The organism is Massilia consociata, assembly GCF_042432755.1.
Lineage (GTDB): Bacteria > Pseudomonadota > Gammaproteobacteria > Burkholderiales > Burkholderiaceae_D > Telluria > Telluria consociata.
On the sequence record NZ_JBHLWP010000013.1, the window covers coordinates 273424 to 296059 of the forward strand.

Below are 22636 nucleotides of genomic sequence, written 5' to 3' on the forward strand. Positions count from 1 at the left end.
AGGGCTCGTTGGAATCCTAGCATTTTGCCAACGCCAGCAGCCGATCTTGTAAAAATTATCCTCGGGGGATGACGCCTCCTGGTAGCGCCGGCTTCCGATGGATGGTTGTAATAGCAACATTTTCGCTGTCAACTGCCGCCTTCCAGGCTGACTTGAGAAGAAAAATAAATTTTTTTTCGCCCTAAAGTTCCGATTGTCATGGTCGTCTAGACGCGGCGGCCGGAAAACTTGAGCGAAAAAATCCGAATTTATTTTTGGTTCCCACCATCAAGTTTTTGCCGTGGAGCACGTTACCTGCATCAACAGCGGTGTGATCGTCACGGAACAGCGTGGCGCACCAAAGTGAACAGGGCAAGGTAGCCCACCCCGAAATAAGTCTGGAGAAATACCATGGCATCCGTTATCAACACCAACGTCGCATCCCTGAACTCGCAGCGCAACCTGTCGACTTCGCAAGCTTCCCTGAACACCTCGATCCAGCGCCTGTCGTCGGGCCTGCGCATCAACAGCGCCAAGGACGACGCCGCCGGCCTCGCCATCTCGGACCGCATGAGCTCGCAGATTCGCGGCATGAACCAGGCAACCCGCAACGCGAACGACGGCGTGTCGATGGCCCAGACCGCCGAAGGCGCCCTGTCGAGCTCGGGCGACATCCTGCAGCGTATCCGCGAACTGGCGGTGCAGTCGTCGAACTCGTCGAACTCGGCTGGTGACCGCAAGGCCCTGCAGACCGAAGTCACCCAGTTGACCTCGGAACTGAACCGTATCGCCAACACCACCGAATTCAACGGCCAGAAGCTGCTGGACGGTTCGATGGGCACCGCCAACTTCCAGGTCGGCGCCAACGCAGGCCAGCTGATCTCGATGACCGGCTCGAACTTCACCACCTCGACCTACGGCAACAACCGCCTGGAAGTCGATGCGGTCCAGGCCGACACCGCTGCCACCAACGGCATCACCGGCGGCGACGGCACGATGAAGATCTATGGTTCGACCGGCTCGAAGGACGTTGACATTGCTGCCGGCTCGTCGGCCAAGGATGCCGCAGCAGCCATCAATAGCGCCAGCGGCGAAACCGGCGTGACCGCCACAGCCAAAACCGAAGCCCTGCTCAAGGCGGATTTCGCAGACGGCGCCGGCAAGTCGTTCACCTTCGACCTGACTTCAGACAACAGCACCGAAGCCGTGAAGGTCTCGTTCTCGGTCAGCGAAGACAGCGCCAACGGATATGCGGCGGCCATCAGTGCCTTCAACGCGCAGTCGGCCAAGACGGGCGTAACCGCCTCGTACGACGCAGCCAACGGCGGCGTCAAACTGACCAACGCCTCGGGCAATGACATCAAGCTGGCCAACGTATCGAATGATGCAACGTCGGCCGCTACCCTGGGCACGTACGACGCTAAAGGCACCGCTCTGGCCGACCCTGTCGCAACCGAAGGCGATGATGGCGCGACCGCCGTCGGTCGTCTGGTGCTGGACTCCGAAAAGAGCTTCTCGGTGACCGACACCAGCGGCTTCGGCATGACCGACGCAGACGGCGCCAACGGCGCGTCGGAACTGAAGTCGGTCGCCAAACTGGACATCAGCACCTTCGACGGTGCCCAGCTGGCAATCAAGATTGCTGACGCGGCCCTTGGCCAGGTGAACAGCCAGCGCGCGGAATACGGCGCCCTGCAATCGCGCTTTGACTCGGCGATCTCAAACCTGGCTTCAACCACCGAGAACCTCTCGGCATCGCGCAGCCGCATCGTCGACACCGATTTTGCTTCGGAAACCGCGAAAATGACCCGCGGCCAGATCCTGCAGCAGGCCGGTACCTCGATGCTGGCCCAGGCGAACTCGCTGCCGAACGGCGTCCTGTCGCTGCTGCGTGGTTAATCACCGGCTAGCTAGTCCATCCGTGCAGTAAAACGGATCCTCGGCTGAAGAAATTCAGCCGGGGATTTTTTGCTAGGGAAGTCACATGAACATCCAATCTCTTGGTTCACCCGTGGCGTCGCGGCTGGAGGAGCGCACGCTCCCGGCGGTCGAGCAGCAAAACGTACAGTCCGCCAGGGGGGCGACCTCCGCCGTCGCGCCCGACGCCGTACAGCCCGTGCGCGAGCAACCGTCGCGCGAGCAGGTCAGCGACGCGGTCAAGAAGATCAACGAGGGCATGGCCGCCTCGGCGCAAAGCCTGGAATTCGCAATCGACGAGGAAAGCAAGGAAATCGTCGTCAAGATCATCGACCAGGGCACGCGCGAAGTGGTGCGCCAGATTCCTTCGGTCGAAGCGCTCGAGATCGCCAAGTCGATCGACAAGATGCGCGGCCTCCTGATCAGCCAGACCGCCTGAGCCGCGGCATTGCATCACCGCATTCCAGCGCGCGCTCCCGGGAGCGTGCGCTGCCTTTGCACGCCTGTCATCCCCGTTCCGGCTTTCTTCATCTATTTGAATTGAGACACATTTCCCACTCTTAAGTCCGGTTTGCTTCTGTCGATAATGACTTACATTATTGCTTTCACGGGAGAAACAAGTGGGCATCAGTTCATCTGGTATCGGTTCCGGCCTCGACGTCGCAGGCTTGGTGGCAAAGCTGATGCAGGCCGAGGCGGCGCCGCTCGCGAACTTCGACAAGAAGGCCGCTGCGCTGCAGGCGCGCGTGGCCGCGCTCGGCAAAGTCAGCGCTGCGGTCGGCGCATTCCAGGGCGCCCTCACCTCCCTCAACTCGCCTTCCACCTTCAGCGCCCTGAGCGCGACGTCGAGCAACAAGGACATCCTGAACGGCAGCGCCAGCGGCAGCGCCGTCGCCGGCAAGTACAGGATCAACGTATCGCAACTGGCGTCGGCCCAGAGCCTGAGCACGACGGGCCGGGCAAGCATGAGCGCGACCATCGGCGTCGCCGCACCTACCACCCTCACGTTCCAGTTCGGCAGCATCAGCGGCGGCAGCTTCGGCTTTGCCGGCGCAGCGCTCGGCGCCTCGGTGGCGACGAGCGGCATCAGCAACGGCTCGCTGTCGATCAACGGCACCGCCATCACGACCAGCGCCTCCACCCGCAGCGCGGCCCAGCTGGCCGAAGCGATCAATGCCAAGAGCGAAACCACCGGCGTGACCGCGAAGGCCGGTCCGGCCTCCAGCGCCGAGGGCCTGTTCGATGGCTTCGGGGATGTCAGCGTCGAAGAGGGCGCGCGCTACACCCTTACCGTCGGCGGCGTGGAGATCGTTTCCCACAGCGACCATGAAGCGGCGTTTACCGCTGCGGACCTCGACCACGCCCTGGAGGGCGGCGGCGTCAGCGCCGCACTGGCTGCCGCCAACATTACCGTGAGCGGCAAGGCCGAGGACGGCACCCTGCGCTTCACTGCCATGGACGGCTCGAACCTGACCGTGGCCGAGGCCGTGGGCGGCGAAGGCCTGGTTGCCGGCGGTATCGGCGCCCCGGCCGAGAACACCGGTTCGCGCGTGACCACCACCGCCGGCGTGACCTTGAGCTCGCGCGACGGCAGCCAGATCCTGGTCGGCGGCACCAACCCGGCCGCCGCCGGCCTGACCAAAGGCAGCGTGGGCAGCTACCTGGACGGCGCTGCCTTCGTCCAGGATGGCGCCCAGGCCAGCGGCACCGTGACCCTCGCCCCCGGCGAGCAGTCGCTGCAAGGCATTCGCGACGCGATCAACAAGGCCAACATCGGCGTCACCGCCACCATCGTCTCGAACGGCAGCGACAATCCCTACCACCTGGTGATCACCTCGAACAAGACCGGTGAAAAATCGTCGATGAAGATCAGTGTCGACGGTGTCGACGGCAATGACCCGAACCCGGGTATCGCCGCCCTGCTCGGACACGACCCGGGCGGCGCCCAGGGACTGACGCAGACCAGCGCGGCGCAGGACACCCTGCTCAACATGAACGGGATCGACATCCGCAGCAGCAGCACGACCGTCACCGACGCCGTGCAGGGCGTCTCGCTCGACGTCTCCGCCACCGGCAACACCACCCTGAACGTCACCCGCGATACCGCCTCGGTATCGACCGCCGTCAACAACTTCGTCAAGGCGTATAACGAGCTCAACAAGACGATTTCGAGCCTGACCGGCTACAACGCCGAAACCAAGACCGGCGGCCCGCTGCAGGGCGACGCCTCGGTGCGCTCGATCCAGAACCAGCTGCGGCGCCAGCTCGGCGCCGCCGTCGAAGGCACGGGCGGCAGCCTGAACACCCTCAGCCAAGTGGGCATCACCTTCCAGAAGGACGGCGGCCTGGCGGTCGACTCGGGCAAGCTCAACAAGGCTGTCACGGAAAATTTCGCCGAGATCGGCAACCTGTTCGCAGCCATGGGCAGCGCCACCGACGGCATGGTCAAATTCAGCAAGTCGAGCGCGGCCACCAAGGCGGGGACCTACGGCGTCAACATCACCAGCCTGGCGACCCAGGGCACGCTGGCGAGCACCGCCGACCTGTCGGCCAGCACCATGATTCCGCCGGGCACCACCTGGCGCGTCACGCTCAACCAGACCGACCCGGTAAACGAAAAGAAGACCCAGGACATCGCGCTGGCGGCAGGTACCTATACCGGCACGCAGCTGGCAGCCATGCTGCGCGCGGCCATCAACGGCAACACCACCTTCGCCGGCGCCGGCGACACGGTCGAGACCAGGTTCGAAAACGGCCAGTTGTCGATCTCCTCGAGCAAATACGGCTCGATGTCGAACATCGCGATCAGCGGCGTCAGCGGTTTTTCGCCGAGCCTGCTGTTCGGCGCAGCGCCGGTCGTGGGCAAGGACGTCGAAGGCACGATCGGCGGCGTCGCCGCCACCGGCAACGGCCAGGCCTTGAGCGCCGCGGCCGGTTCGCCTGCCGAGGGCATCCAGCTGTCGATCACCGGCGGCAGCACAGGCGAGCGCGGCAGCGTCAGCTTTTCCAAGGGCTTCGCCTTCGAGCTGACCAACCTGGCCGCCACCTTCACCGGTAAGGGCAGCCTGCTGACCAGCAAGACCGACGGGCTGAACATCACGCTCAAATCCGTCGCCACGGCGCGCGACCAGTTCAGTTCGCGCCTGGAGACGATCGAAAAACGTTACCGGGCCCAGTTCACGGCGCTCGACACCGCCCTGATGTCGATGCAATCGACCTCGGCCTACCTGACCCAGCAGCTCGCGGCACTGACCGCGAACACACGCTGATCCACAGTACCTGGAGAACCAAGATGTTTGGAACCATGCAACGCGGCGTCAACGCCTACGCCAAGGTCGGTCTCGAGACCGGCGTCGCCGCGGCCTCGCCGCACAAACTGGTCGTCATGCTGTACGACGGCGCCATGGTGGCGCTGCTCAGCGCGATCAACCACATGAAGTCGGCCAACGCCACGGCCAGCATCGCGGCCAAGGGTGCGGCCATCTCGAAGGCGATCACGATCATCGACAACGGCCTGCGCGCCTCGCTCGACAAGTCGGCCGGCGGCGAGATCGCCCAGAACCTCGACGCGCTGTACGACTACATGAGCCGCCGCCTGCTGCAGGCCAACATCAAGAACGACATCGCCGCGGTCGAGGAAGTCCATGGCCTGCTGTCGGACCTGCGCGGGGCATGGGTCCAGATCGGCGACAAGAACGAGCAGCCAGGTGCTGCCGGACCGGCCGCCGCGGCCGCCGCACCTTCCTTCCTGCACAAGGCAACCCTGTTGAGCGCTTGAGAATGATGATGACCGGACAAGATGTCGTTTCCGTTTATGAAACCATGGTCGGCATCACCGACCAGATGCTCGATGCCGCGACCGCCAGCGACTGGGACCGCCTGACCGAGCTCGAACAGCAATGCGCCGCCTGCGTGCGCCAGCTGAAGGAACACGAAGGCGCGCAGCCGCTCGCCGGCGCCCAGCGCGAGCGCAAGGTCAACGCGATCCGCCGCATGCTCGACGCCGACCGCCAGATCCGCGACCTGACCACCCCGTGGATGGCGCGCCTGTCGGCCCTGATCGGCAATACCTCGACCGAACGCCGCATCGCGCGCGCCTACGGCGTCTGAGGCCGCCCGGCCTCGTTTGACGAAGCATGCTGCCGCGCGATCTCGTTGCCCCCGTCGGCCCGGTCACGCCCGCCAGGCCGGCCGAGCAGCTTGCCGATCCGCGCCAGCAGGCCTTCCAGCGCGCCCTCGCCCCCCAGCTGGGCAAGGCGCTGCACGGCGAGGTCCTTGCCAAACTGAGCGACGGCAGCTTCGTCGTCAAGGTCGCCAACATCCCCGCCCGCATGCAGCTCCCGGCCAGCGCCCAGGTCGGCGCCGACGTGCCCCTGACCCTGGTCTCGGTACACCCGCGCCCGACCTTCCAGGTCGGCGTCCAGGGCGGGGCCGTCTTCAGCGAAGCCGGACCGCCGCTGCCGCAGGGCGCCGATCCGTCGAAGGCCCCGCTCGCCATGCGCGAAGGCGCCGCCAGTGCCGGCATCGGGCGCGCCGCCGCCCTGCTGCAGGCCACCGCGGCCGGCGCGGCCGCCCTGGGCGCCGGCGCGGACGCCAACCACACCACCATCAGCCCGGCCGGCCAGGCCATCGGCGCCGTGCTGGCCGCGGCCGGGAAAGCCGGTGAGCCGCTGACCTCGATCGTCGGCCGGGCGCCGGTGGTCGCCGCGGCCGGGGCCGACGCCGCCGGCATCGCCGCCGGCCTTCGGCAGGCGCTGGGCAAAAGCGGGCTGTTCTACGAGTCGCATGTGGCGCAATGGGCGCAGGGCGCCCGCCTGCTGTCCGAGCTGGACGCCGAACCGCAGCAGCAGGCCGCGCGCGAGGGCCTGCGCCAGTCGCCCCTCGACCCCGCGGTGGCCCAGTTCATCAACCTGCAGCTGGCCACCCAGGAGCAGGCGCAGGTCGCCTGGCAGGGCAAGCTGTGGCCGGGCCAGCCGATGGAACTGGAAATACAACGCAAGGTGGACGACGGGCAGCAGGAGGGCCGCGACGAAGCCGGGGCGCCCGACGCGCACTGGCACAGCCGCCTGCGCCTGCGCTTTCCCGAACTGGGCGAGATCGACGCGCGCCTGACGCTGGCGGGCAGCCGGGTGCAGGTGCAGTTCGCGGCCGGCAGCGACGCCACCGCCGCCCTGCTGCGCCGGCACATGGCCGGCCTGGCCGGCGCGCTGGAGGCGGCCGGCACCCACCTGGCGGGCTTCGACGTGCGCAGCAGCGGGGCCCCGCGCCAGGACGACCACCCCAACGATGGCTGAACCACCGAGCAAGGGACGCCCGAGCGCCGTCGCCCTTGCCTACGGCAGCGGCGACCCGGCGCCGAAGGTCGTGGCCAAGGGCCAGGGCCTGGTCGCCGAGCAGATCATGCAGCGCGCCCGGGAGGCCGGCGTCTTCGTGCACGAATCGAAGGAGCTGGTCGGGCTGCTGATGCGGGTCGACCTCGACCGCGAGATCCCGCCGGCCCTGTACCGCGCAATTGCGGAACTGTTGGCATGGCTATATCATATTGAGTCGGCTCAGAAACATGGAGGTCCGATTCCGATTCTGCCTCCGCCCGATCCGACGCCCCACCTCAACCAGGACGACGCGGCGAACGCCGGTACAAGCAATGAATAATCAGGAACTGGAAAACTGGCACGACTACGAGGTGGAGTCGCGTCGCGAAATCGTGGCCCTGCTGCGCCAGATCGGCGAAAAGCACCAGCTGATCCGCATGCTGGTCAAGGGCGAGGCCGACGTCTGCGTCACGACCATCCTCGAGGTCGATCCCGACACCAACACCATCGTGCTGGACCGCTCGATCGACCGCGAGCAGAACGAGCGCATCGTCGCCGCCGGCCGCGTGCGCTGCGAAACCTATCTCGACAAGATCCGCATCCTGTTCACCGCCGAGGAACTGCGCCCCACCCTGTTCGAGGGCAACGCCGCGCTGCGCGCCGACATCCCGCCCACCCTGATCCGCCTGCAGCGCCGCGAGTACTACCGGATGGAGACGCCGGTCTCGAATCCGGTGCGCGCGATCATCCCGCTGCCGCCCGCGCTGGGCGCCGGCACCGGGGTGTTCCCCTTGCACGACATCAGTTGCGGCGGCATCGCCATCCTCGACAACAAGCTCCAGCTCAGCAGCACGGTCGGCGAGGAGTTCCCCAACTGCCGCATCGAACTGCCCGAGATCGGCCCGGTCACGGTCACGCTGCAGGTGCGCAATTCGCTCGACATGACCCTGCTCAACAACAAGCCCAACCGCCGCCTCGGCCTGCAGTTCGTCGACATCTCGCGCGGCGGAATGGCCGGCGTGCAACGCTACATCACCAAGCTCGAGCGCGAGCGCAATGCACGGCTGGCGGGCCTGGCCTGATCCACCAGATCGCGGCATTGACTGGCCGGCAGTATTTCTTGTTGCCCTATAGTTAACAAACAGGAGTTGGGCTACACTAGCGGCTGTATTGACCCCTGGTGACCCGATGCCGACGCGTTCCCCGACGACCGACCTCTTCTTTACCGCCTTTGCCCATTCGTCGGTGGGCATGGCACTTATCAGCCTGCAAGGCCACTGGATCGAGGTCAATCCGGCACTGTGCCGGATCATCGGCTATACGCGCGACGAACTGCTGGCGCTGACCTTCCAGGAAATCACCCATCCGGACGACCTGGACGGCGACCTGACCTTGCTCAACAAGGTGCTGGCCAACGAAATCGATTTCTACAACCTGGAAAAGCGCTACCGGCATGCGAGCGGGCGCATCATCTGGGGCCTGCTGACGGTGACGCTCAGCCGCGATGCCGGGGGCAATCCGGAATGCCTGATCGGGCAGATGATCGACATCACCGAGCACAAGAAGGCGGTCGAAGACCGCGACGCCTTCTTTACCCTGTCGCCCGACCTGCTCGCGATCACCGGCACCGACGGCTACCTGCTGCAGGTGAACCCGGCCTGGACCGATGCACTGGGCTGGACGCAGGACGAGCTGAGCTCGCGCCCCTTCATCGACTTCGTCCATCCGGACGACGTCGCGGCCACGCTGGCCGAAGCCGGCAGGATCTACCGCGGCGGGGTGGCCAGGGGCTTCCGCAACCGCTATCGCCACGCGCGCGGCGGCTACCGCTGGCTCGAGTGGAGCACGCGCGCCCTCAACAACGGACTGATGTACTGCTCGGTGCGCGACGTCACCACCCAGATCGAGAACGAAGAGCGGCTGCGCAGCCAGGAGCAGAAGATCCGCCTGCTGATCGAGAATGCCAACGACGCCTTCCTCGGCATGAACGAACGGGGCATCATCACCGAGTGGAACAAACAGGCCGAACTCACCTTCGGCTGGAGCGCGCAGGAGGCGATCGGCCAGCCGATGGTGGAACTGCTCACGCCGCAGCGCATGCGGCGCCAGCACCTGGACGGCGTGCAGGCCTTCCTGCGCCACGGCCAGCTCGCGTCGCCGCGCAAGCGGGTCGAGGTGCCGGCGCTGCGCAAGGACGGCAGCGAGATCCTGGTCGAGATCACGGTCGGCGCGCTGCCCTTCGACGGCGAACTTTATTTCCACGCTTTCCTGCGCGACGTCTCCGAGCAGCGCCGCATGTCGGAGCAGTTGCACCACCGCGCCACCCACGATTTCCTCACCGGCCTGCCCAACCGCTATGAATTCATGGGCCGCCTGCAGCGCGCGATCGAGGCCGCCAGCCGCCAGCCGCCGCGCCCGCTGGTGCTGCTGTTCATCGACCTCGACGGCTTCAAGGCCGTGAACGACATCTGCGGCCACGAAATGGGCGACGCCGTGCTGATCGAGTTCGGCCGCCGCCTCGGCCAGTCGGTGCGGCGCACCGACCAGGTGGCGCGCCTGGCCGGCGACGAATTCGTGGTGCTGCTCGACCACGTGGCCAACGCCGAGCTCGACGCGGAAGGGGTCTGCAGCAAGATCCTCGGCGCGGCCGGCAGGCCCTATCCGCAGCTGGCGGGCCGCACCGAGGTCGGGGCGAGCATCGGCGTGGCGCTCTACCAGCCCGCCGACAGCGCCGACACCCTGCTGTCGCGCGCCGATGCGGCAATGTACGTCGCCAAGAATGCCGGCAAGAACCGGGTTGCCTTCCTGCGCGACGGGCTGTGGGTGGTCAGGGCTGGCGGACGTTGAGACGGTGCGCGGCGCCGGCCGGCGCCGGCCGGCTGAAGCCGGCGATCAGCCGTGCGCCGCCGCGCCGCCTCCGGGACGGATCAGGCCGCGCTGCGTCGCCACCACCACTGCGTGGGTGCGCGCGGTGGCATCGAGCTTGTTCATGACGCCCTTGACGTGGGTCTTCACGGTGCCCACGCCGATGCCGAGCTTGCGCGCGATCGACTTGTTGCAGCAGCCCTGCGCCAGTAGTTGCAGCACGTCGGTCTCGCGTCCGGTCAGGGCCTCGCGGGTCAGGCTGTCGGCCACGCTGCGCGTCATCGACTCGCTCAGGTAGCGCTGGCCGCGCGCCAGCAGGCCCACGGCGTGCGACAGTTCGTCGGGGGCGCAGGACTGCGGCAGGTAGCCGGCCACGCCGGCATCCATCGCCAGGCGCACTTCCCATTCCTTGTCGAAGCTTGTCACGACCAGTACGCCGGGAAGCTGTCCCAAACCGGCCGGCTGGCGCGCCAGCGCGACGCCGGTGTCGTAATCGGTCACGAGCACGCGCGCTGCGCGCTGTGCTTCCGGATGACGCAGGTGCGTGGTGACACGCAGGCCGGGATGCTCGGCCAGGACGGCATGCAGGCCGATCGTGACGATCGGGTCGGCATGCATGATGTGGACGGCGGATGGTATCGGGTGCATGGGCGGACTCCAGCAGACGGCCGCGGCGGGCGGCGGACAACCATCATATTGAAACGACAAGAACAATAAGGCAAGTAATGCTTTGTAATAACTAGTCGATATGCATGCCTCGTTGCCTGCCCGGCGGAGGTCCGCTCGACGCGCCGGCAACGGCGATGCGCTATACTTGGCCGATCATGCGCCTTACCTCCTTCACCGACTATACGTTGCGGACCCTGCTCCACCTCGGCAGCAATCCGGGCCGCCTCGTGACGATCCAGGAGATCGCGGACCTGCATTCGATCTCGAAGAACCACCTCATGAAGGTGGTGCACGAGCTCGGCCGCAACGGCGTCATCGAAACCATCCGCGGCCGCAACGGCGGTTTCCGCCTGGCCCACAGGCCCGAGGACATCAACATCGGGGCCGTGGTGCGCCAGAGCGAAAGCGACTTCTACATGGCCGAGTGCTTCGACCCGGCCGGCAACCCCTGCGGGCTGGTCAGGAACTGCAGCCTCAAGGGCGTGCTGAGCAACGCCACCTCCGCCTACCTCGCCGAACTCGACCGCCACACCCTGGCCTCGCTGCTGCCGGAACCGGCGCCGCGCGACCCGAGCATTCCGGTCACCTTCCATCGCAAGGAACAACAGGCGGCCTGATGCGCAGTCTGGAACTGCTGTACGACACGGCGTGTTCCCGCCAGGCTTACACCTGCATGTTCATGATGTCGTGATAGGCCGACACCAGCTTGTTGCGCACCTGCACCGTGCCCTGGAAGGCGATGCTGGATTTCTGCATGGCGATCATGGTGTCCGACAGGCTCACGGTATCGTCGCCCATGGCGAAGCGCTGGCCCAGCGCTTGTGCCGCCTTCTGGGTGTCGCTGACCTGCTGCAGCGAGGTCTTGAGCGCCTCGGCGAAGTCGAGCTTCTCGACGGCGGGCTTGGCGCCGACGTTGCCCAGGCCCGCGGGCGCGAGCGGCGCTGCGGCCGGCTTGGTCGCCGCGGCCTTCAACTGCTCCATCATCGCCTGGATGCGGCTGCTGTCGATGCCGCCGATTCCACCAATACTCATCGCTCCTCCTGCCCTGTCGATCCTGCCATTGAACTCAGGCTGCCAGAATATCAGCCCACCGGCTACTTCCTCGGGTGAAGAAGCACGGTTTTCCACCCCTATTTCAGGGTTTGAATGTTGCCCCGCGGCTCCATAATATGGCCTAACGTACGATTCTTCCCTATTCCGGACACCCGACCCCACCATGGCAGCAGTTGCTGATGAATTGATCGACACCCCGGCGCCCGAGCAGCCGCAGGGCTTTTTCCAGACCACGATGGGCAAGCGCGTCGCCGTCGGCGGCGGCATAGCGGCGGTCCTCGCAATCATGATCGCGCTCTGGATGTGGAGCCAGGCGCCGGACTACCGCGTGCTGTTCTCGAACTACAGCGACCGCGACGGCGGCGCCATTACCGCCTCGCTCGACCAGATGGGGGTCAAGTACAAGTTCTCCGAAGGCGGCAGCGCGATCCTGGTGCCCGCCGAGCAGATCCACGACCTGCGCCTGAAGCTCGCGGCCCAGGGTCTGCCGAAGGGCGGCAACGTCGGCTTCGAACTGATGGAAAACCAGAAGCTGGGCGTGTCGCAGTTCCTGGAACAAGTGAATTACCAGCGCTCGCTCGAAGGCGAGCTGGCACGCTCGATCCAGTCGCTCGGCTCGGTCGGCGCCGCGCGCGTGCACCTGGCCCTGCCCAAGCCCTCGGTCTTCGTGCGCGACCAGCAGAAGCCCACCGCCTCCGTGCTGCTGAACCTGCAGCCGGGCCGCGCCCTGGACCCGGGCCAGGTCAGCGCCATCGTCCACCTGGTCGCCTCGAGCGTGCCGGAACTCACCACGGGCAACGTCACCGTGGTCGACCAGCACGGCAACCTGCTGTCGGACACCTCGAACAAGACCGGGCTGGGCAAGCAGCTCGACCCGAGCCAGCTGAAGTATGTCGAGCAGGTGCAGCAGAACATCATCAAGCAGGTCGAGTCGATCATCATCCCGCTGGTCGGCAAGGGCAACGTGCGCGCCGAGGCGACCGCCGAGATCGACTTTGCCCAGGTCGACACCGCCGCCGAGATGTACAAGCCGAACTCGCCGCCGGAACCGCAGGCGATCCGCAGCCAGCAGACTTCGGAATCGACCCAGCCGGGCCCTGGCGCCTCGGGTATCCCGGGCGCGCTGTCGAACCAGCCGCCGGGCGTGGCCACCGCGCCGATCGACGGCCAAGGGCCGGCCGCAGGCCCGGCCGCCGCCGGCCCGACCCGCAGGGACGCGACCACCAACTACGAAGTCGACAAGACCATCCGCTACGAGCAGCGCCCGATGGGCGGCGTCAAGCGCCTGACGGTGGGCGTGGTGGTGAACCACCGCCGCAGCGTCGACCCCGCCACCGGCAAGATCACCGTGCGCCCGCTGGCCGCCGCCGAAGTCGCCCAGATCAACGAGCTGGTCAAGCAGGCGATGGGATATTCGGAGGCGCGCGGCGATACCCTGAACGTGACCAACGCCCCGTTCGACGGCGTCGACCGCCCGGACGAGACGCCCCCGAGCATCGACTGGTGGCGCGACCCGGCCAACCTGCCGCTGGCCAAGGAGATCGGCAAGTACCTGCTGCTGTTCGCGGTGCTGGCCTTCCTCTACTTCCGCATCCTGCTGCCCCTGATGCGCCCGGCGATCAAGAAGTTCGACGAGGCCACGGCGCTGCCGCCGGAACCGGAACCGGAAGAAGAAGAGACCGAGGAAGAAGCCGAGCCGGATCCGGAAGAGCTGGAAGAACAGGAAGTGGAACGCCGGAACCAGGGCTACCGGGCGAACCTGCAGATGGCGCAGGACCTGGCCCGCGAAGACCCGCGCATCGTGGCAAACGTAATCAAGGCATGGTTGGGATCAAATGAGTGACAAGGACAAGGAAGGCGTACAGAAGGCGGCGATCCTGATGCTGGCCCTGGGCGAGACGGAAGCGGCCGAAGTGATGAAGTTCCTCGGCCCGCGCGAGGTGCTCAAGCTGGGCGCCGCGATGGCGCAGATGAAGGCGGTGCAGCACGGCGAAGTCGTGAAGGTGCTGGAAGACTTCGTGGAAGAGACCAACCTGCACTCGAACGTCGGCCTCGACTCGGACGAGTACATCCGCCAGGTGCTGACCAAGGCGCTGGGCGACGACAAGGCCGCCGTGCTGCTCAACCGCATCCTGGGCGGCAAGGACGCCTCGGGCATCGAGAGCCTGAAGTGGATGGATTCGCCCTCGGTGGCCGAACTGATCCGCAACGAGCACCCGCAGATCATCGCCACCATCCTGGTGCACCTCGAACGCGACCAGGCCTGCGAAGTCCTGGCCCACTTCACCGAACGCCTGCGCAACGACGTGGTGCTGCGTATCGCGACCCTGGACGGCGTCCAGCCGGCGGCGCTGCGCGAGCTGAACGACGTGCTGACCAAGCTGCTGTCGGGTAACGAGAACATCAAGAAGTCCTCGCTGGGCGGCGTGCGCACCGCCGCCGAGATCCTGAACTTCATGAGCGGCGAGCAGGAAGCGGCCGTCATGGACAACATCAAGAACTACGACAACGACATGGCGCAGAAGATCATGGACGAGATGTTCGTGTTCGACAACATCATCGACATCGACGACCGCGGCATCCAGCTGCTGCTGCGCGAAGTGCAGTCCGAGATGCTGATCATCGCCCTCAAGGGCGCCTCGCAGGACCTGCGCGAGAAGATTTTCAAGAACATGTCGCAGCGCGCCGGCGAGATGATGCGCGAAGACCTGGAATCGAAAGGCCCGGTGCGCCTGTCGGAAGTGGAGACCCAGCAGAAGCAGATCCTGCAGATCGTGCGCCGCCTGGCGGACGAAGGCCAGATCGTGCTGGGCGGTAAAGGCGAGGATTCGTTCATCTGATGATTCCAAAGGAACAGCAAAGCGCTTACCAGCGCTGGGAAATGACCTCGTTCGACGAGCGTCCGGCGCGCCGCCAGGCGCCCGCCCCCGCCGCCGCCGCGGCACCGGTGGAAATCGTGCCGCAGGTCGCGCTGCCGACCATCGAGGAACTGGAAGCGATCCGCGAGCAGGCGCGCGCCGAGGGCTATGCCGAAGGGCTGGAGGAAGGCCGGGTTGCAGGTCATGCTGCCGGCCATGCCGAAGGCCACGCCCAGGGTTATGCCGACGGCGCCGGCGCCGGCCAGGCCGAGGCCACGGCCGAACTGGAACACCTGCGGTCCATCGCCGCCACCTTCAGCGAGGCCGTGATGCAGGCCGACGAGACCATTGCCCACGACGTGCTGGAACTGGCCCTGCGCCTGGCGCGCGGCATGGTGCGCACCGCCTTCGACGTGCGCCCCGAACTGATCCTGCCGGTAGTGCAGGAAGCGATCGGCTACCTGCCGGTACTGGCCCAGCCGGCCGTGCTGACGCTCCATCCCCTCGATGCCGAGATCGTGCGCCAGGCCATGGGCCAGGAGCTGGTCAAGGGCGGCTGGCGCATCGCCGAGGATGCCGCGATGGCGCGCGGCGGCTGCAAGGTCGATACGGCCAGCAACCAGATCGATGCGCAAGCCGCTGCCCGCTGGGCACGGCTGACGCATGCCCTCCAATCCAACGTCGACTGGCTGCCGTAGGGTGGTCGGCTCCGCCGACCGCGCGTTCAAACCCCGGCCGCGGACCATGAACACCCATTGAAATCCAATACGATCGTTGAACGCGCGGCCGGGAAACCCGGCCACCCTACAAAACCATGACTGCACAAACGACCGACCGCCACACCGCCCGCTGGAAAGCCTTCATCAAGGACTGCGACGCCCTGGTCGGCTTCGCCGAGCCGATGCAGGTCTCGGGCCGCGTCACACGCGTGGCCGGCCTGGTGATGGAATGCGTCGGCCTGAAGCTGGCCGTCGGCAGCGCCTGCACCATCCCGGTCGCCAACGGCGTGAAGATCGAAGCGGAGGTGGTCGGCTTCGAGGGCGAGCGCCTGTTCCTGATGCCGCAGAGCGACGTCGAAGGCGTGGTGCCCGGCTCGCGCGTGTTCCCGGTCGAGTCGGCGCTGCCGAAACCGGGCACCGTGCAGCACCCGCGCCGCCGCCCGAGCGACCGCGCGCGCCACCTGCCGGTCGGCATGCAGTTGCTGGGCCGGGTGGTGGACGGCGCCGGCCGCCCGCTCGACGGCAAGGGGCCGCTCTCGACCAACGAAGTCGGCCCCCTGAATGCCCGTCCGATCAATCCGCTGGACCGCGCCCCGATCTCGGAAACCCTGGACGTGGGCGTGCGCGCCATCAACGCCATGCTGACGGTCGGCCGCGGCCAGCGACTGGGCCTGTTCGCCGGCACCGGGGTCGGTAAATCGGTCCTGCTGGGCATGATCGCGCGCTACACCACCGCCGACGTGATCGTGGTCGGCCTGATCGGCGAACGCGGGCGGGAAGTCAAGGAATTCATCGAACAGATCCTCGGGCCGGAAGGCCGCGCCCGCTCGGCCGTGGTGGCCGCGCCGGCCGACGCGCCGCCCCTGATGCGCCTGCAGGGCGCCGCCTACGCCACCGCGATCGCCGAGCACTTCCGCGAGCAGGGCAAGAACGTCCTCCTGATCATGGATTCGCTGACCCGCTATGCGATGGCGCAGCGCGAGATCGCCCTGGCCATCGGCGAGCCGCCGGCCACCAAGGGCTATCCGCCCTCGGTGTTCGCCAAGCTGCCGGTACTGGTGGAACGCGCCGGCAACGGCGTCGAGGGCGGCGGCTCGATCACCGCCTTCTACACCGTGCTCTCGGAAGGCGACGACCAGCAGGACCCCATTGCGGATGCCGCGCGAGGCATCCTGGACGGCCACATCGTGCTGAACCGCCACCTGGCCGAAGCGGGCCACTACCCGGCGATCGACATCGAACAGTCGATCTCGCGCGCGATGCACTCGATCACCTCGCACGAGCACCAGTTGGCGGCGCGCAAGCTCAAGCAGCTGTATTCGCGCTACCAGCGCTCGCGCGACCTGATCAGCGTGGGCGCCTACGCCGCCGGCAGCGACCCGGTGCTCGACCAGGCAATCGCCAAGCACGAGCAGATCGAACACTTCCTGTGCCAGGAAATCCACGACAACGCAGGCATGCTGGAGAGCTTGGGGCAATTGACCTCTCTATTCCAGTGATGAAAGGATGCCGGTGGGCACTATACTGCGCTCATTAACGTGAACGCGCATTTGCTTCGGTAATGGCCAACCCTTCCGCACTCGAGACCCTGATCGACCTGGCGCAGCGCGACTCCGACGCGATCGCCAAGCGCCTGGGCGCGGCCCTGAAGGCGGTCGAGGAAGCCGAGCAGAAGCTGGTCATGCTGGACGGCTACCGCGACGACTACGTGCGCAAGCTCGATGCGGCCCAGATGGCGGGCATCACGCCCTTCGCGTACCACAACTTCGTGGCCTTCATCGGCAAGCTGGACAACGCCATCACCGGCCAGCGCGAAGTGATCAAGCACGCGAAGTACAAGGCGGACGTGGAAAAGAAGGCATGGCAGGAAAGCGAGCGCAAGCGCCTGTCCTACCGCACCCTGAACGAACGCGTCGCCCTTGAGGCGCTGGCGATCGAGAACAAGCGCGACCAGAAACTGATGGACGACCACGCTGCGCGTGGCGCCCGCCACAAGCAGAACTGACCCCTGAGCTGACCAAGGCTGAACACCATGACGATGCAGACGACCCCTCTTCCGTTCCAGGTCTCCGGCGCCGGCGCGCCGGCGCAGCCCCAGCGCAACGCCGCGGCGGGCGTGCAGGCGCCCGACCCGAACCTGTTCGGCGCCACGCTCTCGCGCGAGCTCGCGCAGCGCCAGGCCATGCCCGGCATGAGCGGCGCCCCCTCCCCTGCGCCGGCAAACACCGCCGCCAACAAGCCGGCCGCGCCGGCACGGCAGCAGGGCGCCGAGAAGCCGGCGGCGCAGGCCCAGGGCGCGAAGGCTGCCGCGCGCGAACCGGCGAAGCAGAACGAAGCGGCATCCGACGCGCCTGCGACGGCCCAGGCCACGGCTGCCGGCTCCGCCGATGGCGCCGAGGACGCGGCGAGCGCCGAACAGGCGGCCGCGGCAGCCGAGGCCGCCGCTACGCCGGTGACCGACATGCTGGCCTTCATGGCCAGCCTCGCCCGGCAGGCGCAGGCCGAGGCGCCGGTTGCCGCCGAAGCGGCGCCGGCAGGCGGCGCCGAGCTGCAGCTCGCCGCGCTCCAGTCCGCCTTTGCCAAGCTCGACATCCAGGATAGCGCGGCCGGCACCGACCCGGCTGCGGCAGCCGCTGCCGAAGACGACGCCGGCTTCGCGCTGGCGGCCGGCGTCAAGCCTGCCGGTGACGGCGCCGCCGACCTGCGCGCTCCACAACAGCATGCCCAGGCAGCCGTCCCGGCAGACCCGGGCAAGCTGCAGGGCCAGGCGCGCGAGGCCGCAAGCCAGGCCGCGGCGGAAGCCCCGGCACCGGCCCCGACCCTCACCCAGTTGCAGGCGCAGGCCGCCAGACTCGAGGCCGCGGCCAACCCGGCTGCCGTCCCTGGCGACCGCATCCCGGCCCGCGTGGGCACCCAGGCCTGGGACAACCAGGTGAGCCAGCGCATCGTCTACATGGTGGGCAAGGAACAGGCCGCCACGCTGACCCTGAATCCGCCGGATCTCGGTCCGGTGCAGGTGGTGCTCAACGTGAGCAACGACCAGGCCAGCGTGGCCTTCTCCTCGAGCCAGCTGGAAGTGCGCCAGGCCCTGGAAAATGCCCTGCCGCGCCTGCGCGAGATGATGAGCGAAAGCGGCATCGCGCTCGGTAACGCGACGGTCGATGCCGGCGTGCCGGACGGACGCCAGGCGCAGGATGGCGAGCGGCGTGGGAACGGTGGCGGAAATGGCGACGCCGGTAACGGCGGCACCCTGGCCGATGCCGGCGACACCGCTGCCCGCCCGGCCACGCGCACCGTGGCGCTGGGTGACAGCGGCATGGTCGATACCTTCGCATGATCCGGGGTCGGCGGCATGGCCGCCCACCCTGCGTTACAAGCTTGTCAGCACGCGCGCGCAACAATCGTCGGGATTGCCGGCCCTTCTCCCCTCTTTTCGGGGCTTGCCGGTCTTTGCTTGCCCACGATAATGCCATAATGACGGACACAATCTTTTCAGCAGTAAAGAGAGCATCTTGAAAGCGAATCCAAAAGCCAAGGCCGATCCGAAAGCCGACGCCGCAGCAGCGCCCGCCGGCTCGAAGAAGAAGCTGATGATCGCTGCGCTCGCGGCCGTCCTGCTGCTCGGCGGCGGCGGTGGCGCGGCATGGTTCTTCATGCAAGGCGGCGACGCGGCCGCCGAAGATACCCCCAAGGCATCGAAGAAAAAGAAGAAGGCGTCCAACGTCAAGCCGCACTACGTGCCGGTCGAAGCCTTCACGGTCAACCTGCAGCCGGAGAACGGCGAGCAGTACCTGCAGGTGCAGTTCACGCTGCAGGTCGACGGCCCGGAACAGGCCACGCTCATCAAGGACAACATGGCGATCGTGCGCAACCGCGTGCTGCTGCTCCTGTCGGGCAAGAAGGCATCGGAGATCAGCACGGTCGAAGGCAAGCAGCAGCTCGCCGCCGAGATCCAGGCAATCGTCCAGGAACCTTTTGCAAAAGGCGGCGACGAGCAGGACGTCACCGACGTCCTGTTTACCTCGTTTATCATCCAGTAACCGAGAAAGTACCGAGAAAGAAGCGCGGAAGCACCATGGCCGATAATTTCCTCTCACAGGAAGAAGTCGATGCCCTCCTGAAGGGGGTCAACGGCGATCAGGACGACATTGCGGCGCCTGAAGACACCTCGGGGGTTCGCACATATAACCTGGCAACGCAGGAGCGGATCGTCCGCGGCCGCATGCCGACGCTCGAGATCATCAACGAGCGTTTCGCCAGGTATCTGCGGGTTGGCCTGTTCAATTTCCTGCGCCGCAGCGCCGAGGTCTCGGTGGGCTCGGTGCGGGTCTCGAAGTACAGCGAGTTCATCCGCAACCTGGTGGTCCCGACCAACCTCAACCTGATCCACATGAAGCCCTTGCGCGGCACGGCGCTGATGGTGTTCGACCCGGGCCTCGTGTTCCTGCTGGTCGACAACCTGTTCGGCGGCGACGGCCGTTTCCACACGCGCGTGGAAGGCCGCGACTTCACCCAGACCGAGCAGCGCATCATCATGCGCATCCTCGACATCGTGTTCGAGGCCTATGCCAAGTCGTGGGAGCCGGTGTACCCGATCGAGTTCGAGTACATCCGTTCCGAGATGAACACGCAGTTCGCCAACATCGCGACCCCGAACGAGGTCGTGGTGTCCTGCACCTTCACCATCGAGCTCGGCTCGGTGTCGGGCCAGATCCACTTCTGCATGCCCTACTCGATGATCGAGCCGATCCGCGACGCACTGACCTCGAGCATCCAGGGCGAGGCGCTCGAAGTCGACAAGCGCTGGGTGCGCCTGATGACGCAGCAGATCCAGGTCGCCGAAGTCGAGCTGGTGGCGGTGCTGGGCGAAGGGCGCGCCAACTTCGACGAGATCCTCAACATGAAGGTCGGCGACGTCATCCCGATCACGGTGCCGGAAACCCTGCAGGCCACGGTGGACGGCGTGCCGGTGATGGACTGCAGCTACGGCGTCCACAACGGCCAGTACGCGCTGAAGGTCGAGCGCCTGCTCGCCAACAGCGACAACTTCAACAAGTAATCCAGCAACCCATGCACCACGCCGGCCGTTTGCGCCGGCAAGTACCAGGAGAGCACCATGTCTGACACCCAGGACGACCAGAGCAGCCTCGACGACGATTGGGGCGCGGCGATCGCCGAGCAGGCCGCGGCCGAGGCGGCGGCGCTCGAACGCCAGCAGCAGGCCGCAGCAAGCGCCCCGGCCGCCGCCGTGTTCAAGGACTTCTCGAACAAGGGCACGCGCAACGAGACGCCGAACGACATCGACTTCATCCTCGACATCCCGGTCCAGCTGACCGTGGAGCTCGGCCGCACCAAGATCGCGATCAAGAACCTGCTGCAACTGGCCCAGGGCTCGGTGGTCGAACTCGACGGCCTGGCCGGCGAGCCGATGGACGTGCTGGTCAACGGCTGCCTGATCGCACAGGGCGAAGTCGTGGTCGTGAACGACAAGTTCGGTATCCGCCTGACTGATATCATTACGCCGTCGGAACGGATCAGAAAACTGAATAAATGACCTATAGCAACGTCGCCTCTTTTGAACATGATCAGTCCACCGCGGTGCGGACGCACCCGGCGGCGGGCGACGTTGTAGGGTGGACGGCTCCGCCGTCCGCGCGTTCACACTGGGCAGGATCTGCCCGTGCGTCATTTCATCCGCTGGCGATCACCGCGCGGTCGGCAAAGCCGACCACCCTACGCCTACGGATTGCGGCAGCGCTGCTGTTTGCACCACTGGCAGCCTGTGCAGCCCCAATCGGAGCCGGCCAGGCACCCGCACCCGTTACCCAGCAGCAGGATGCCCCGCAAGCCGCTCCCCGCATCGAACCTGCCGCCCCAGCCGCGACCGCACCGGTCCCAGCCACGCCGCCGGCTTCGCAGGAAACCCAACCCCTGCCCCCCGGCGCCACCACGGCCGGCCGCCCGGCCACCCCGGCCCGCCCTGCCCCGTCCGGCCCGGTTTCGACGCCGGTCCAGGCGCCCGGTCCTGCGCCCACTGCCGAAACGCCGCCCGCGCCTACCGCACAGGAACCTGCTGCCGGCACGACTGCAACCACGCCCCCGGCCCCGGACGGGCGCCCGCCGCAGGTCGTCATGCCCGGTTCGGCCACGCCGAGTACCGGCAGCCTGCTGCAGACCATCCTCGCGCTGGTGCTGGTGCTCGGCCTCCTGCTCGGCCTGGCGTGGTTCATGAAGCGCTTCGGTCCGCGCGCCATGGGCGCCAGCGCCAACGTCAAGCTGGTCGGCGCGCTGAGCATCGGCGGGCGCGAACGGATCATGGTGGTGGAAGTGGGCGACCAGTGGATCGTCGTCGGCGCCTCGCCCGGACGCGTCAACGCGCTGGCCACCATGCCGCGCCAGGAAGGCGCGCATGGACATGCCACGCTCGCCGGCCACGCTGCACCCAATGCCAGCTTCGGCGACTGGCTCAAGAACACGATAGACAAACGTAATGCGAAATAATCAAGCTGCAAAGCGCCTCCTGCTGGGGGCCGGACTGGTGGGCCTGGCGCTGTTGCCGCTGCTGGCCCAGGCCCAGGCCGGCATCCCGGCCTTCACCACCCGCCCTGCCGCGGGCGGCGGCACGTCCTTCTCGCTGCCGGTGCAGACCCTGATCCTGCTGACGGCGCTGACCTTCCTGCCGGCCGCGCTCCTGATGATGACGGCGTTCACCCGCATCATCATCGTGCTGTCGCTGCTGCGCCAGGCGCTCGGCACCCAGACCGCCCCGCCGAACCAGGTGATGGTGGGCCTGGCGCTGTTCCTGACCTTCTTCGTGATGGGCCCCACGTTCGACCGCATCTATACCGAGGCCTACCTGCCGCTGCAGCAAAACCAGGTGCAGATGGGCGAGGCGCTCGAGCGCGGCGCGGTGCCGCTGAAGGAATTCATGATCAAGCAGACCCGCGAATCGGACCTGGCCCTGTTCGTCAAAATCTCGCGCTCGCCCGCCCTGCAGGGGCCGGAGGACATTCCGCTGCGCGTCCTGATCCCGGCTTTTGTTACCAGCGAGCTGAAGACCGCGTTCCAGATCGGCTTCGCGATCTTCATCCCCTTCCTGATCATCGACATGGTGGTCGCGTCGGTGCTGATGGCCATGGGTATGATGATGATGTCGCCCGCCGTGATCTCGCTGCCGTTCAAGCTGATGCTGTTCGTGCTGGTCGACGGCTGGCAATTGCTGCTGGGCTCGCTCGCCCAGAGTTTCTACTAGGGGAAGCAAAGC

At 66.7% G+C, this 22636-nt stretch carries 23 protein-coding genes; 21 read left to right on the forward strand and 2 right to left on the reverse strand.

The window, feature by feature from the left end; genetic code table 11:
• The first annotated feature begins 390 nt into the window (after positions 1–390).
• From ACFFJK_RS14560 to ACFFJK_RS14600, 9 genes are all read left to right on the forward strand, one after another.
• Positions 391–1878: a flagellin gene (locus ACFFJK_RS14560; protein ID WP_379680068.1), complete on the forward strand. Its 1488-nt coding sequence runs from the start codon at positions 391–393 to the stop codon at positions 1876–1878.
• A gap of 85 nt (positions 1879–1963) precedes the next feature.
• Positions 1964–2335, forward strand: coding sequence for a flagellar protein FlaG (locus tag ACFFJK_RS14565; protein WP_379680069.1), 372 nt, complete (start codon positions 1964–1966; stop codon positions 2333–2335).
• A gap of 181 nt (positions 2336–2516) precedes the next feature.
• Positions 2517–5165, forward strand: coding sequence for a flagellar filament capping protein FliD (gene fliD / locus ACFFJK_RS14570; protein WP_379680070.1), 2649 nt, complete (start codon positions 2517–2519; stop codon positions 5163–5165).
• A 23-nt stretch (positions 5166–5188) separates the two neighbouring features.
• Positions 5189–5674, forward strand: coding sequence for a flagellar export chaperone FliS (gene fliS / locus ACFFJK_RS14575; RefSeq protein WP_379680071.1), 486 nt, complete (start codon positions 5189–5191; stop codon positions 5672–5674).
• 5 nt (positions 5675–5679) lie between these two features.
• Complete coding sequence (locus ACFFJK_RS14580) at positions 5680–6006, forward strand: flagellar protein FliT (protein WP_379680562.1); 327 nt, start codon at positions 5680–5682, stop codon at positions 6004–6006.
• 26 nt (positions 6007–6032) lie between these two features.
• Complete coding sequence (fliK, locus tag ACFFJK_RS14585) at positions 6033–7190, forward strand: flagellar hook-length control protein FliK (protein ID WP_379680073.1); 1158 nt, start codon at positions 6033–6035, stop codon at positions 7188–7190.
• On the forward strand, positions 7183–7548 hold the full coding sequence (locus tag ACFFJK_RS14590) for an EscU/YscU/HrcU family type III secretion system export apparatus switch protein (RefSeq protein ID WP_379680074.1): 366 nt from the start codon (positions 7183–7185) through the stop codon (positions 7546–7548). Before fliK ends, ACFFJK_RS14590 begins: the two co-directional genes overlap by 8 nt.
• The gene (locus tag ACFFJK_RS14595; RefSeq protein WP_379680075.1) at positions 7541–8290 is read left to right on the forward strand and encodes a flagellar brake protein; all 750 of its coding nucleotides are present in this window, start codon (positions 7541–7543) and stop codon (positions 8288–8290) included. Before ACFFJK_RS14590 ends, ACFFJK_RS14595 begins: the two co-directional genes overlap by 8 nt.
• A 106-nt stretch (positions 8291–8396) precedes the next feature.
• Entirely contained in the window at positions 8397–10055 is a 1659-nt protein-coding gene (locus tag ACFFJK_RS14600) for a PAS domain S-box protein (RefSeq protein WP_379680076.1), read from the forward strand.
• A gap of 45 nt (positions 10056–10100) precedes the next feature.
• Here ACFFJK_RS14600 and ACFFJK_RS14605 read toward each other — a convergent pair whose 3' ends face one another.
• Entirely contained in the window at positions 10101–10721 is a 621-nt protein-coding gene (locus tag ACFFJK_RS14605) for a response regulator transcription factor (RefSeq protein WP_379680078.1), read from the reverse strand.
• A 176-nt stretch (positions 10722–10897) separates the two neighbouring features.
• Here ACFFJK_RS14605 and ACFFJK_RS14610 point away from each other — a divergent pair, with 176 nt between their 5' ends.
• Positions 10898–11359 carry an RrF2 family transcriptional regulator gene (locus ACFFJK_RS14610; protein ID WP_379680079.1) on the forward strand — a complete coding sequence of 154 codons (462 nt, stop codon included), beginning with the start codon at positions 10898–10900 and terminating at the stop codon, positions 11357–11359.
• A 46-nt stretch (positions 11360–11405) separates the two neighbouring features.
• Here ACFFJK_RS14610 and fliE read toward each other — a convergent pair whose 3' ends face one another.
• On the reverse strand, positions 11406–11774 hold the full coding sequence (gene fliE, locus ACFFJK_RS14615; RefSeq protein WP_379680080.1) for a flagellar hook-basal body complex protein FliE: 369 nt from the start codon (positions 11772–11774) through the stop codon (positions 11406–11408).
• 184 nt (positions 11775–11958) lie between these two features.
• Here fliE and fliF point away from each other — a divergent pair, with 184 nt between their 5' ends.
• The 11 genes from fliF to fliP all read left to right on the forward strand — a co-directional run bounded on the left by fliF (position 11959) and on the right by fliP (position 22624).
• Positions 11959–13638: a flagellar basal-body MS-ring/collar protein FliF gene (fliF, locus tag ACFFJK_RS14620; protein WP_379680081.1), complete on the forward strand. Its 1680-nt coding sequence runs from the start codon at positions 11959–11961 to the stop codon at positions 13636–13638.
• Positions 13631–14635 (forward strand): flagellar motor switch protein FliG, encoded by a 1005-nt coding sequence (gene fliG, locus ACFFJK_RS14625; RefSeq protein WP_379680083.1) that lies wholly within the window; start codon positions 13631–13633, stop codon positions 14633–14635. Before fliF ends, fliG begins: the two co-directional genes overlap by 8 nt.
• Positions 14635–15351 (forward strand): flagellar assembly protein FliH, encoded by a 717-nt coding sequence (fliH, locus tag ACFFJK_RS14630; RefSeq protein WP_379680085.1) that lies wholly within the window; start codon positions 14635–14637, stop codon positions 15349–15351. Before fliG ends, fliH begins: the two co-directional genes overlap by 1 nt.
• A gap of 116 nt (positions 15352–15467) precedes the next feature.
• A complete protein-coding gene (gene fliI, locus ACFFJK_RS14635; protein WP_379680086.1) occupies positions 15468–16871 on the forward strand; it encodes a flagellar protein export ATPase FliI in 1404 nt (467 codons plus the stop codon).
• Positions 16872–16933: 62 nt separating this feature from the next.
• Positions 16934–17377, forward strand: coding sequence for a flagellar export protein FliJ (fliJ, locus tag ACFFJK_RS14640; protein ID WP_379680088.1), 444 nt, complete (start codon positions 16934–16936; stop codon positions 17375–17377).
• Between the two features lie 27 nt (positions 17378–17404).
• Complete coding sequence (locus tag ACFFJK_RS14645; RefSeq protein ID WP_379680089.1) at positions 17405–18709, forward strand: flagellar hook-length control protein FliK; 1305 nt, start codon at positions 17405–17407, stop codon at positions 18707–18709.
• A 175-nt stretch (positions 18710–18884) separates the two neighbouring features.
• A complete protein-coding gene (fliL, locus tag ACFFJK_RS14650) occupies positions 18885–19412 on the forward strand; it encodes a flagellar basal body-associated protein FliL (RefSeq protein ID WP_379680090.1) in 528 nt (175 codons plus the stop codon).
• Between the two features lie 35 nt (positions 19413–19447).
• Positions 19448–20431 carry a flagellar motor switch protein FliM gene (fliM, locus tag ACFFJK_RS14655; protein ID WP_379680091.1) on the forward strand — a complete coding sequence of 328 codons (984 nt, stop codon included), beginning with the start codon at positions 19448–19450 and terminating at the stop codon, positions 20429–20431.
• A 57-nt stretch (positions 20432–20488) separates the two neighbouring features.
• Positions 20489–20926, forward strand: a complete 438-nt coding sequence (gene fliN, locus ACFFJK_RS14660) for a flagellar motor switch protein FliN (RefSeq protein WP_379680092.1) — start codon at positions 20489–20491, stop codon at positions 20924–20926.
• Positions 20927–21504: 578 nt separating this feature from the next.
• On the forward strand, positions 21505–21873 hold the full coding sequence (gene fliO, locus ACFFJK_RS14665; protein WP_379680094.1) for a flagellar biosynthetic protein FliO: 369 nt from the start codon (positions 21505–21507) through the stop codon (positions 21871–21873).
• Positions 21863–22624 carry a flagellar type III secretion system pore protein FliP gene (gene fliP / locus ACFFJK_RS14670; protein WP_379680096.1) on the forward strand — a complete coding sequence of 254 codons (762 nt, stop codon included), beginning with the start codon at positions 21863–21865 and terminating at the stop codon, positions 22622–22624. The genes fliO and fliP overlap by 11 nt, the downstream gene beginning before the upstream one ends.
• Positions 22625–22636 lie beyond the last annotated feature (12 nt).